Genomic DNA, 13,513 nt, shown 5'->3' with positions numbered 1-13,513 from the left:
GCGTTCATCTGCGTTTATCTGCTAATATCTGCGGTCAAAAAATCCCAATCTAATATCATGTGCGGTCGATAGACCGCGCTCAACAGCCGGGGCGGGTTTATAGAATCTCTCGTTTCTATTGTAGATATTGGTGAACCAGCCCCTACAGAAATTACGGTCAATTCACCTGACACGATATAACTACTTTGCCGCAGGTAAAGACAACTGAGGCGAAGTTTTAGCATAGCTTCCATTCTGGGGAATTGCTGCCGGTTCCTGCGAAAGCAAAAACTCGCGAATTACCCTAGCAACTGCTCTTTGAGCTAAACCGCCGACTACTTTCTGGCCCATGTTATGCACTTCGGGTTTCACCAACAATTGCGGAAGAAGCTGCAATACTTTCATCGTGTCAAAACCGGGAGTTGATTGCAAAATATCCCAAATCCGCTTGATGTGTTCGAGGTTTTTTTGTTCAGTTGGTGAAACCACAGGTTGATTTGCCTTGACTCCAAACCATTCGCCGACAACTGCTTTGGCGTTAGCAAAGGCGTTGCTGGAAAGTGTGTCGAGACTTTTGACTAATTCCAGGACAATACGATCGCGAATGAAATCTCCTCTTTCGGAAAATAAATATTCTAATGCTTGGTTCAAGAGTTTGCTCACATCGTAATCTTCGCTCTCGCGGGCATTTTTGAGCAAGTTTTCTAAGCGGTTCCAGCGGAATTCGCCTTGTTTGAACAGCAAATCTTGCAGGGATGCTCTCAATTCCGGTGCGGGGTCGCTCAACAGCCGTTTTGCAACGTAAGGATAAGCTTTGCTGAGCACTTTGAATTCGGGGTCAACGTTGATGGCAATCCCTTCTAAGGTGACGAGCGATCGAATAATCAAAGCATAGTAAGCTGGAACTCGGAAAGGATATTCGTACATTACCGCCGAAAGCTCGTCAGTAATGCTTTTGAAATTGAGTTCGGCAACGCTAGCACCCAAAGCATTGTTAAATACGCCCGCCAAAGCTGGAATAATTGGCGTTAAATCGGTGTCGGGAGTTAAAAACTCCAACTTCACATAATCTTTTGCTAAACCTTCAAAGTCGCGGTTCACCAAATGCACCACAGCTTCCAACAAGCCGTACCGCTGATAAGGTTTAACTTCGCTCATCATCCCGAAATCGAGATAAGCTAATTGACCGTCAGGAGTTGCCAAAAGATTGCCGGGATGCGGGTCGGCGTGAAAGAAACCGTGTTCTAGGAGTTGTCTGAGAGAACACTGCACCCCCACTTCAATTAAGTAAGGAGCGTCGATTCCTTGAGCTTTAACGGCTTCTAAATTCGTCAGTTTGATGCCGGTGATCCACTCCATTGTTAAGACGCGGCGGCGGGTATATTCCCAGTAGATGCTGGGAACGTAAATGTCTTTGATGTGGCCGTAGAGTTTGGCAAACCGTTCGGCATTGTGACCTTCGTGGGTGTAGTCCATTTCTTCGTAAATGCGCTCGCCCAATTCGTCCATAATGCCTGCGAGGTCGCTGCGAATTATTTTGAAGTTGTTTTGCGCCCAAACTGCAAGGCGCCGCAGGATGTAGATATCTAAGCCGATGTTTTCGGCTAAACCCGGTCGCTGGACTTTGATTGCGACTGTTTCTCCGGTTTTGAGTTTGCCTTTGTAGACTTGTCCGAGAGATGCTGCTGCGATCGGATCTGGGCTGATTTCTGCGTAGATGTCTTTCGGGTGGGCACCCAATTCTTCTTGGATAAATTGATATGCTACTTCGTTCGGAAATGCTGGCAATTGGTCTTGCAGCGTTGTTAGTTCTTCTAAATATACTGGCGGTACTAAGTCGGGGCGTGTTGAGAGTGCTTGTCCGATTTTGATGAAAGCTGGGCCGAGTTGGCCGAGAATTTCCCGCAGTCGGACGGCGCGACGCTTTTGGTTGGTGGCGGTACGACCTGTTTTGCCGTCGAACCACACACTGAAGGCAAAGCTAAAAAATGTCCAAACAACGCTCGACAGCCTTCCCCAGACTTGTAGAGGTCGATTTCGGTACAGGGCTGCGATCGCCACTGGATCGTACCGAACAGCATCTCCGGCCAACTCGAAAGCTATGTCTCTGGCTGATTTGAGCCGATCGTCCGTTACTATATCCGTCTCTAGTGATACTGGTACTGCTTGCAGGGGAATTGTATTTGCATCTTGGAGATTGCCGAGTACAGCCTGAGTCCCTGAATTTGTATAAGTTTGCGGGGAGGCTGGCGATACTGTCTTGACATTCATAAATCAGACCTAGTGTGAAGCATTGTAAATATATTGTAACAATTTAAGGAAGAATACCCTTCTTCCTTCTTATATACTTACTCCCCGCTGGATCTTTTGAGTCGATCGCGAATTCCTGACAGTTGAAATTGGTTGCTGACGGGCGATCGAGGTTGGGGCATTTCGGTATCGGGCCAGTTCGGTAAGTCGTTACAGGGACAGAACTCCGGGGGCATTCCGGTTTGTTGGAACACTACGGGCATAGCGCAGCGCGCGCAGGGACTGATTTCCCAAGCTGGTGTCAGCAGTTGGGCAATTGTTTCGTTTGTGCCTTCGAGGTAACAGTCTCCGCTGTCGCGGGAGATGATTTTTTGCCAGCAGTCTTCAAATTCCTGGCTGTAGCGATCGCCGGCATTTACCGATTTGGGCAGCAGCGCTTCGGAACCGTTGCGAATTAATACTTTTTTGCCTAACTGAAACCAGTAAGCAATATATTTTCTTACTTCACGATCTGATGCCATAACTTTTAGTCTACCCTTCAACTAATTGATTATTTTAGACTTTTCATTTGAAATTAGCACTCTTTCTTAAGAGACATTTTAGCTTTTACCTAATTTCAAAATTTGGCTATTACTCATGTCAAATTGTTGGGCTATTTCCCCTAGGAATTAGGTTTTTTGACTAATTTATATGACTCTTGAGTTTTCAATCTAAATTAAAATTATACCTAATTTTTAGTAAAAATTGTCGTTCGGGAAACCGATATTTTTTCTCCCTTGTCGATCGCGACTCCGGCTGTTAACTGTTCAAGGGCGGCAGCGGCGTACCCAAAGCGGTGAGATTCAAGGCGTAACCTCCGGTGGCGAGATAAACATTATCGGCGATCGCCCCGATGTGGCGGACGAGAGTACCGAGGCGATCGCGAAACAGCCGCCCCGCCGGATAAGCAGGCACAACGCCCCATCCGGTTTCTTCCCCTACCAAAATTACATCAGCCGCCGCCGACTTCAAACTAGCTAGCAAATCTTGCTGCGCCGTCGCCCAAACAGCAGCTTCTTGTTCCAAAAGATTTGCCGTCCAAGTTCCCAGGGAATCAATCAACAAGCAATCTGAGGGCTTGCCGGCTTGCACAACTGGCGATAATTCGATCGGCACTTCTAGAGTTGCCCAATCAACTGGACGGCGATTTCGGTGCCGGTCGAGGCGACGAATCCACTCCAAATCGGCTTCATCAACCCGACCTGTAGCCACATAGATTACTTGTTTTCCAGAACCCGCCGCCAGAGTTTCGGCCCATTCACTTTTGCCGCTTCTGACCGGCCCAGTTACTAAGATTAATTGTCTTGATGCAGTCAGTTCTGAGTTAGTCATTAGTCAGTCGATTTTAGATTTTAGATTTTAGATTTTAGATTTACTCCACAACAAATGATTTTGGGAGATTGAAGTTTGGTTAAAATTTTTGAGCTGCTGGCGACTAATGTCGCGGGCTTGTCTCCCTTCTTTGGGCGGGGTCACATACAAAGGATTAAACATAATTCCCAATTGCCAATTCCCAATTACCAATTACCAATTATGATTTAAACGGCCAACTACCAAATGCTTTTTAAGCGATAATAGCATTGTTGAGACAATATCAGAGTCAGTCGATCGAGAACCCCCGTATTTCCCAAGCTGTTATTTATGCCCGATCGTCCTCAGATATCAGCGATTATTTGCACCCACAATCGCGCCGCCTATTTAGGTGGGGCGATCGACAGCTTGCTGGTACAGGATTTTCCCGACAACTTTGAAGTAGTAGTAGTGGATAACGCTTCTAGCGATTATGCCAGTCCCGAAAGTTCCACTTCCCGCACCCGCGAGGTGGTAGAAGCAAGGCTGGGCGATCGCCGCCTCAAGTACGTCTGGGAACCCGAAATCGGTCTGTCAGTAGCCCGGAACACCGGCGCTAAGCAAGCCCGCAGCGAAATATTAGCTTATCTCGACGACGACGCTATGGCCGATCCGAATTGGCTCAGGGTGCTGCACAGCGCTTATCAAAGCAATCAAAAACTCGCCGTAGCCGGCGGCAAAGTAAATTTGCTCTGGCCTTCGGGAGTCCGCCCGCCCGAATGGCTGTCACCGGGATTGGCCCTGAACTTGGGCTCATACGATTTAGGCGATACTTGTCTGTACGTGACTGCTGCCGGTTTGACTCCCAGGGGTGTAAACTACTCAATCCGGCGCGCTTTTCTCGAACAAATTGGCGGCTTCGATGTCACACTCGGTAGAGTCGGCACAAAATTGCTGTCAAATGAAGAGTTGCGGGCCACAGAATTAGCTTTAGAGTTAGGTTGGCAAGTAGTTTATCTACCGGAGGCCCTGGTACTTCACCATGTCGCGACAGAAAGGCTCAACAAAGCTTGGTTTCTACAGCGCGGGTGGTGGCAAGGCATCAGCGAGTGTTATCGCGAACAATTGTCCGATCGAGCCGGTATTGCTCAGCTTGGGCGAGGGGGTGAAAGAATATTGAGGGGTGTCTGGAAGTCTTTTAAATATATTAGAGATCCAGGGCTGCGTTTTGAAAATTTCGTTTTTGCCTGGGGTCAAATCGGTTATTTGAGTGCAGCCGTCCGCAGCCTAATTTTTGCACCGAAATCGACCAGCAGGCATTAGGCTATAGGCAATATCCCTCGCTGCTCAACTCGTTGGCGCGGCTGTGCCGATCGCATTTCATCCACCAAAACTCGACCGCATTCAGGTTCAAGCACTCGATTATGACATCTAGTTCATCCAAGATTCCGGTTTCAGTTCTCATTCCGGCAAAAGACGAAGAACTTAATCTACCTGCGTGTCTGGCCAGCATTGCCAGGGCGGATGAAGTTTTCATGGTTGATTCCCAAAGCAGCGATCGCACGGTAGAAATTGCCATCAGCACCGGTGCAAAAGTAGTGCAATTCTACTTCGACAACCGCTGGCCGAAAAAGAAAAATTGGTCTTTGGACAATCTACCCTTTCGCAACGAATGGGTATTAATTGTCGATTGCGACGAGCGCATTCCCCCGGAACTTTGGGACGAAATCGCGCGGGCGATCGAAGACCCCAATTTTGACGGCTATTACCTCAACCGCAAAGTCTTATTTTTAGGTCAGTGGCTGCGTTACGGCGGCCGATATCCCGACTGGAATTTGCGTTTGTTCAAGCATCAAAAAGGACGTTACGAAAATCTCGGCACTGAATCCGTCCCGAATACTGGCGACAACGAAGTTCACGAACACGTCATTTTAGCCGGTCAAGTCGGCTACTTAAAAAATGACATGATCCACGAGGATTACCGCGATTTATTTCACTGGATAGAACGGCACAACCGCTATTCTAATTGGGAAGCTCGCGTTTATTACAATATTATTGAAGGGCGCGACGACAGCGGCACAATTGGTGCTAACTTATTTGGAGATGCGGTTCAGCGAAAGCGATTTCTCAAAAAAGTTTGGGTGTGGCTGCCTTTTAAACCAACGCTCAGATTTATTTTATTTTACTTTATTCAGTTAGGCTTTTTGGATGGAAAAGCTGGCTATATTTATGCAAGGTTATTGAGTCAATATGAGTATCAAATTAATGCAAAACTTTACGAGTTGCGCTGTTGTGGCGGTCAGTTGAATGTGGCAGAATCTCAACCGCCTCTGTCGCCACCAGTAGTTATCAGTCAAGAGACAGAAGTGAAATTGCCGTAATAGTAGGTATGAAATTTTAACCGCAGATGGCAGCGGATTGACGCCGATGAACGCAGATAAATGTTGATTTGGGTTAAGTGCGATCGCTTTTATTTTACCGATCGCACTTTTCCTTCCTTTCCTTAAACCAGCATGAAATTAGCAGATGTTATCGCATTGGCACTCACTCCAATCATCACACCTAACTGCTCCCCTGTCAAGAGGTTTTTGATGATAGTTCCCTGAGTATTTTGAGTTATTTCTAACTGTCCAAAACTCAAACCACCGCTTAATCCAATCAAATCTTGACCGACGGTAAAATCAGCGATTATATCAAATCCTTGACCGGCTTTTAAGGCAAAGATATCGTTGCCGCTACCGCCAATCAAACTATCATTGCCCATGCCTCCGTCAAGGAGATCGGATCCTTTGCCACCAGTGAGAGTATCGTTATCTAGGCCTCCGAACAGAGTATCATTTCCGGCACACCCTCCCAGGATATCTGCTCCTTCGTCACCGTTGATTAAATCATTACCTTCACCGCCGCAGATGGTATCAGTTCCATCCTGTCCAAACAGATTGTCATCACCTTGACTGCCAAGCATGGTGTCATTACCTTTGCCTCCATATAAGGTGTCATTATCCTTGCCACCATCGATGAAGTCATCATCTTTGTTGCCATAAAGGATGTCATTACCTTCGCGACCATGTAAGAAGTCATTGCCTTTGCCTCCATACACTAAATCGTTACCAGATTCGCCAAGGATGATGTCGCTTCCTTCATCTCCATACAGAGTATCTTCATCTTTGCCTCCGGCGATGAAGTCATTGCCTTGGTTGCCATTAATAATGTCATTATCGGCACCACCGTATAAGTTGTCATCCCCGGATTTGCCCTCGAATATATTGGCAGCATTGTTACCTAGTAATTCATCGTTTTGGGGAGTGCCTATCTGAATGCCGGCTGTGCCGAGTATGGTGTTGTCAACCGAGTTCGGTCGGTTTAAGTTGGGATAGGTAATTTGGTCGCAGATGCAGTCATCATCAGGCATTTCAGCGCTGGTAGCGATTTCAGCGCTGGTAGCGATTTCAGTGCTGGTAGCGATTTCAGTGCTGGTAGCGATTTCAGTGCTGGTAGCGATTTCAGCGCTATCAGGCGTTGATAGACGCCTGGGAACAGGTGCAACGCTAGTATCATTGCCGGTGTCGGTGTCCTCGGAGGAGGGAAGCAGAAGGGTTTCGGTGTCGGTGCCAGTGCCGGGGGCGATGCCAGTATCAAGCGTTGTACTATTTCCCCCATTGGTGGGATCATTACTTACAACTGGACGAACTGTGGGGTCATTTACCTTCACCTTCGCCACCCGATCGAGAATCGCCTCTTTGGTGTTTTGAGCGAGGAAATCTTCAATTTTTATAGTACCCGCTGCCAGTTCCGGCAGTCCCAACGCAATTTGACCGACTGACACCGCCTGCAATTTGGTGATGTCAAGGGCAATATCTTTGATGGGGCGACCACTCGCCACCAGATCCTTGACCATTTGATTGCCCAGAGCCATGATTTGAGCCGCAGCAGCCGCAGCAGCAGCTAGTTGTGTCGGGTTGATTTTGGGGTCAGACTTTGCTGCTGCCGTAATGGCTCCTTCGAGGATAGCTTGAATTGTCTCTGCTTTGCCTAAATCGATCGCACTACCAGCACCCATCATGCCAGCGATCGCACCAATCGCACTAAATGCCAGTTGTGCAACTTCTGTTTCCGAAACCCCCTCAATGAATTTCGCCGTCTGGACGATCGTATTCTGCACCATAATCATCGACCCAAACACCGATACACCATTCGCGTCCCCATTGGCGATCGCCTCCAGGGGGTCGTAGCTGCCCACATCAACACCTGCTGGCAATCCTAACGCCGCTTTCACCTTTGTTTCCGCTGTTGCCGGGTCAGCGCCTTGCTTTACCAGATCGGCGATCGCCGTCGTTAAAGGTGTCACGACCTTTGACTGTAGCGTAGAAGTCAGTGGCGTAGCCATCGGCAAACCAGTGGCAGCATCCACCCCTCCGATAATGTCCATCCCTCCCATCAGAACAAACTGGCCTTCAGTGTAGTCAATTTCACCATTTTTGTTGGTATCAAACTTTTCGACATCCACGTTCAGATCGAAGCCACCATCCGCCGTGGTAATCGTAAAGGGTTCATCATTATCCAACACCCCGTTTAAGTTGGCATCGAAGAACACCTTACCGCTACCAATGTAACCGTCGATGATTTTATTATTGCTGTAGTATTTCCTGACTTTATCTGTGTCAAGCGTTGTAGTTGATAAAACACCTGTAGCTCCGAACACTCCCAGCAAATTATCAGCGGTGGAACCAGTGGTTTTGGTGACGGTAATGCTTTGGAGCGTTTTTGCTGAGTTGGGCTCGAATCTAAACCCGAATATGGCAGGATCGTTGGCATCTTGATAATTTGTTCCACTTGTATCAAGGCTGCGATCCATGCCGTCGATTAGATAGTAGCTGGAAGATGATTGAGTGGGAATTTCGTCAAACCAGTCGGGAACAGTTACGCGGCTGCTTGCCCCAGTGGTGCCATCACTATAGTTAAATTGCACATTCATCCCCGCCGTGCCATTTGTACTGGTGGCAAACAGTTGGATTTCTGAATAATTTTTGGGCGTGACTTGGAAAGTAAAGGATGTGTTGTTAGTCGTGATGACTTTGGCGTTGTTGCCGTTATTGGTGTTGTTGTAGCCTAGCTGAACGTCTTGATGGTAGGTATTCGCAGGGAAAAAGCCGTCGTCAGGCAAACCGTTGCCATTCGCACCGTTTTTCAACGTTGCAAAGGACTGAGTAATGAAGGTTTCACCCGAAGGAGTAAGTCCGTCTTGTGTGGAGTCTGTGCCTCCCCCCGTGCCGTTGACAATGACATCGCGATCGAAGACTGAGCTCAGGTTGAAATTTTCAACTGTAGTGTCAGGCTTAAACGCAAAATTCTCAACCCCACTCACGATTTTGACATCGCCATTCGGAGCAACAATTCGCCATCCAGTCGGTGTCTCGGTGAACTTATAGTCTTCCTCCTTGCCGGTCAAGAGCAAGATATCGTTACCAGCCCCTCCGTCAATGGTATCGTTACCAGTCCCAGGATCGAGATAATCATCGCCAACACCACCGAAGAGAGAGTCATCCCCAGCACCACCGCTCAGGGTGTCATTGCTACTCGTACCAGAGGGCGACCCGTTACCTTCGCCATAAAGAGCGTCATTGCCGTCTCCACCGTCAATATAGTCATTACCTTGCTGACCGTAGAGAGTGTCATTGCCCGTTCCACCTTCTAGGGTATCATTGTCCTCCCATCCGTGGAGTTCGTCATTGCCTTCATCACCCTTCAACAGATCCTTGCCACTGCCACCTAAGAGCTTATCGTTTCCAGCTTGACCAGAGAGGGTGTTATTTTGAGCATCGCCCGTGAGTATGTCGTTATTAGCCGAACCAATGATATTTTCAATCGAAATTAATTTATCTGCGTTGCCCCCGAAAGTGGCTTTGCTCTCGAGGAAATTAACTTCAACATCAACACGAGAAAATCTGTAGTCGGCAACATCGTTACCGTCACCTCCATCAAGGACATTACTGCCATTGCCACCAGAGAGCGTATCGTTATCTCCCTCACCGTAGAGGGAGTCATTTCCCTCCCCACCATTGAGGAGATCGTTACCAGTCGAACCGGCGAGGTGGTCGTTTCCTGCTTCTCCTTTCAGGATGTCATCGCCCTCATGACTGTAGAGCTTATCGTCGTCATCACCCCCATAGAGGTAGTCTTTACCCCCAAAACCCTCAAGGAAGTCATCGCCCCCTCGACCAAACAGCGTGTCAGTACCTGTATCACCGTCTAGAGAGTCATTCCCGTCAGCACCATCGAGGTAGTCATCGCCCGAAGCGCCTTTGAGTTGGTCATTGCCATCCCCACCATTGAGAACATCATTGTCATCCCCACCATTGAGAACATCGTTGCCCTTTCCACCAAAGAGATAATCCTTGCCCTTTCCACCTTCAAGGGTGTCATTGTCCCGGCTACGGTCATAGCTTTGTCCCAACAAATTCGCCACAAAGTCGGCCTCATTGTCCCAGCCGTTATAGCCTAGTCCCTGTTTTCCGTTGTCTTCGCCATAGAGAACATCGTCCCCATCTCCACCTCGGAGATAATCGTTATTTTGCTGACCATAGAGAACGTCGTTGCCATTTCCGCCATCAAGGGTGTCATTACCCTGATATCCGTGCAGTTCGTCATTGTCATCCTTACCATTGAGGTTATCATTGCCACTGGAACCATAGAGACGGTCATTACCAGGCCCGCCATCTAATTCGTCATTGCCCTCCCCGCCATCAAGAAGGTCGCTGCCGTCACCACCGTACAGGTAATCGTGATCCTGGTCACCATACAGCAAGTCATTTCCCTCGTCGCCATAAAGTGTGTCTTTGTCGAATCCACCTTGGAGTTTGTCATTTCCCCTCCCACCGAACAGGCTATCAATATCTTCATCTCCCTTGAGGATATCCTCACCATCCCCACCATAGAGATTGTCCCTGCCCCAACCACCATATAACAGGTCATTTCCCTCGTCGCCAGACAATTTGTCGTCGTTATCGTTACCTTCGATTTTGTCATTGCCAGACCAACCTTCTCCTGTGTCATTCCCCGACCCCAATACGAGCCAGTCATCTCCTCCTCTACCTCGAACATAGTCATTACCTTTCTTTGCGTCAAAGAAGTCGTTCGCATTAAAGCCAAAGATGCTCGTATCATTCAGCCATACGTCATTGGAATTATCCAACGGGTCGTCACCTCCCAATCCGAAGAACTTAAGCGCACTGTTAAACGTACTTCCAAAAAATTCACCAACTGTATTGAAGGTATCGAGTACACCTGAGGAAACACTATTAAATCCATTAACCACACCATCAACGGCAGCATTTACAGCCTGAGTGACTGCACCCAGGGCACCGCCTGCCGCCCGTTCAAACACATCTTCGATACTTCTCAGAGGAGCTAGGTCTAGTTGATATTTCAGCCCGCCCAGCGTTCCACCATTCAAAGATACGTCTAACTTGGAACCACTAGGTGTACCATCCGAGGTAATCGTAAGACTTGCACCCACATTGCCAACCAAGGGGAGATCGACACCTATGTTACCTGTAACGTTTAGCTTTTTATCCTTGATGCTGATGTTGGCATTGGCGAGAGCTAGACCGAAAATTTTGGCTTTCCCTCCGATTTTTATATCGTTTTCATTTTTGATCTCAATTATCGCGTCCTCGATTGAGAAGGCTCCGAATAAATCAAGATTTCCTTGAACTTTTAGCCCATTACTATCAGCATTAATCTTAGCTCCAGCAATTTCTCGCCCGAGAATCTTCACCGAACCCGATCCACTGACCGTCTTTTCCTTAATATCAACTGAAAAATCGTTAATGTCTAGTGCTACGACTCCTAAATTTAAATCAAAATCTTTGATTTTGGCACTCGTTTTGGTGAATTCAACGTTGGCTTTAGCAACGGTCTGGCCAAAAAACTCAAGTTTTCCATCTGCTTTAAGGTATTGTTCAGTAGGACTGACCTTGACTGCAAAATCCAAAGTCTTATCCTCAGAACCATCCGCACCTGTCAGCTTCAAAAATCCCAAGTCAATTTCAGGAATCTGTAAAACTCCTTCTAAACTTGGGTTGCTTGTATCGTAGGGATTCGCGTTCAGACTGAGAGTGGCTTCTTTCTCCCAAGCAGTTAACTTGCCATTGATACCAAGACCTTGTGTTAATTCCTTGCCAGCAATTTTTGTGGGAAAAGGTACCATCTTGACGAGTGGATCTAATTCTGTATCTGCATCAGGCCCATCGATAGATACAATCTTTACATCTAAAGTATCCTTCAAAAAAGTTTCTGCTTTTTGGAAAAACTCGCTTTTCTTACCCAATTGCTTAAGGGCGTAAGAGCCAATTGGTCCACCAGCCCAAAGTGTAACCAAGCTGACTGGTTCCTTCGCCGTTAATTCCAAAGCAAATTTATCAGGATTATTGACATCTACTAAGAAAGCGGTATTCAGAGCTAAATCACCAAATTTTAGATCTCCCCGGAATCCAACATTATCAACCCAGGGTATTACATAAGTCCCACCCAGTTGAAAACCTAGACTACTAATTTTTGCATCAGGTATGCCAAAGGGATTTTTCCAGCTATTGCTTGCATCGAGTGCAAACGATCCTGTGAGAGAGGTGGGATCTAACGCAATGTTTCCCGAAAGTGTTAAGTCAGGTTCGTTGTTTTGGAAAGGATCGTACCCTTTAAGAATTAGATTCCCTCCAATCCCAAAACTCGGTTGCCCCTTTTGTAGACCCCCGTTCAGGTTCAAGCCTTTAAGGATTCCACTGAAATCACCTGTCTTGAATAGTGTGATATCAGTCCCTAAATCTGCTTGGACACTCGCTCCAGATGAATTGACTTCAGCATTAAGGGTAACATTCTTAATGCCCAGTTTTGTGTTGATGAAATCAAAGAAATTATTTTTGCCATCATCAACTCCAAAGTCCAATGCCCCAGAAGCTATGTATTTAGTAGAGCCACTAGACTTGTCAATAGTAAAACTGGGACTGCTCAGAGGTGGGGTGATTTCATCTGCAAGGGTTTTAATGGCATCAACAGGAATTTTTTTGACGAGATCCTTTAAAGAGGCATTCTTCGGATACCCAAATTTAATCGTGTTTTTAGAGAGACTAAAACTTACGCTCTGTCCGTCCATCTCTCCAGCAAACTCATAAACAGCAGTGGGCTTGCTGGTATCAATTTTTATGCTGGGGTTCTTTACCGAGCTCTTTAATATGTCATCCGGTATGAGAGCACTGCTAATGTCAGCCTTGCTTAGCAGGTTTGCCAGAGAAACATCCCCCAGATAAGTGACTGTAACAGCTTGACCTTTTTGATACCCCAAGGTGACTGTTTGACCGCTGATGGTGCCGGTGAACTCATAAGCAGAAGGGGACTTGCTGGTATCAATTTTTAAGCTGGGATTGGTGAGAGAGCCGGTTAAGATCGCACTGCCTGAGGTGTCGGTAACTCCCACAGTTTTCAGCAGGTCAGCTAGAGATACATCCCCTTGATAACTAGCGGTAACAGCTTGATCTTTTTGATATCCAAATGTGACTGTTTTGCCATTGATGTTGCCCGTGAACTTATAAGCAGGAGAGGACTTGCTGGTATCAATTGATAAGCTGGGATTGGTGATGGAGCCAGTTAATATGGAACTTCCATCAGTCGCGCTCACTCCAACTTTTTTGAGCAGGTCAGCTAGAGACACATCCCCTGTATATTTAGCGGTAACAGCTTGACCTTTTTGATATCCAAAGGTGACAGTTTGACCGCTGATGTTGCCGGTGAACTCATAAGCAGAAGGGGACTTACTGGTATCAATTTTTAAGCTGGGAGCGGTGATAGAGCCGGTCAAGATCGCACTGCCTGCGGTGTCAGTAACTCCAACTTTTTTGAGCAGGTCAGCTAGAGACACATCCCCTGTATATTTAGCGGTAACAGCTTGACCTTTTTGATA

At 47.2% G+C, this 13,513-nt stretch carries 7 protein-coding genes; 2 read left to right on the top strand and 5 right to left on the bottom strand.

Annotation, left to right across the window (positions count from 1 at the left end; genetic code table 11):
• Nucleotides 1-180: 180 nt before the first annotated feature.
• From QUA99_RS05605 to cobU, 3 genes are all read right to left on the bottom strand, one after another.
• Complete coding sequence (locus tag QUA99_RS05605) at nucleotides 181-2,250, bottom strand: AarF/ABC1/UbiB kinase family protein (protein WP_333237419.1); 2,070 nt, start codon at nucleotides 2,248-2,250, stop codon at nucleotides 181-183.
• Between the two features lie 77 nt (nucleotides 2,251-2,327).
• Nucleotides 2,328-2,750 carry a hypothetical protein gene (locus QUA99_RS05600; protein WP_333237421.1) on the bottom strand — a complete coding sequence of 141 codons (423 nt, stop codon included), beginning with the start codon at nucleotides 2,748-2,750 and terminating at the stop codon, nucleotides 2,328-2,330.
• 277 nt (nucleotides 2,751-3,027) lie between these two features.
• A complete protein-coding gene (cobU, locus tag QUA99_RS05595; RefSeq protein ID WP_333237423.1) occupies nucleotides 3,028-3,600 on the bottom strand; it encodes a bifunctional adenosylcobinamide kinase/adenosylcobinamide-phosphate guanylyltransferase in 573 nt (190 codons plus the stop codon).
• A gap of 309 nt (nucleotides 3,601-3,909) precedes the next feature.
• On the opposite strand from cobU, the gene QUA99_RS05590 reads away from it, so the two are divergent.
• Nucleotides 3,910-4,881 (top strand): glycosyltransferase family 2 protein, encoded by a 972-nt coding sequence (locus tag QUA99_RS05590; RefSeq protein ID WP_333237425.1) that lies wholly within the window; start codon nucleotides 3,910-3,912, stop codon nucleotides 4,879-4,881.
• Between the two features lies 1 nt (nucleotide 4,882).
• Here QUA99_RS05590 and QUA99_RS05585 read toward each other — a convergent pair whose 3' ends face one another.
• On the bottom strand, nucleotides 4,883-5,095 hold the full coding sequence (locus QUA99_RS05585; RefSeq protein ID WP_333094623.1) for a hypothetical protein: 213 nt from the start codon (nucleotides 5,093-5,095) through the stop codon (nucleotides 4,883-4,885).
• Between QUA99_RS05585 and QUA99_RS05580 the strand changes: the two genes are divergently transcribed.
• The gene (locus QUA99_RS05580) at nucleotides 5,004-5,939 is read left to right on the top strand and encodes a glycosyltransferase family 2 protein (RefSeq protein WP_333343125.1); all 936 of its coding nucleotides are present in this window, start codon (nucleotides 5,004-5,006) and stop codon (nucleotides 5,937-5,939) included. The two genes, QUA99_RS05585 and QUA99_RS05580, sit on opposite strands and share 92 nt — an antisense overlap.
• A gap of 122 nt (nucleotides 5,940-6,061) precedes the next feature.
• Here QUA99_RS05580 and QUA99_RS05575 read toward each other — a convergent pair whose 3' ends face one another.
• Entirely contained in the window at nucleotides 6,062-13,471 is a 7,410-nt protein-coding gene (locus QUA99_RS05575) for a hypothetical protein (RefSeq protein ID WP_333460311.1), read from the bottom strand.
• Nucleotides 13,472-13,513 lie beyond the last annotated feature (42 nt).

The sequence above is a fragment of the Microcoleus sp. F10-B2 genome (genome assembly GCF_036704965.1).
Taxonomy (GTDB): Bacteria; Cyanobacteriota; Cyanobacteriia; order Cyanobacteriales; family Microcoleaceae; genus Microcoleus.
Note: the sequence above shows the minus strand (reverse complement) of the source record. Positions and strands in the feature narration are given on the sequence as shown.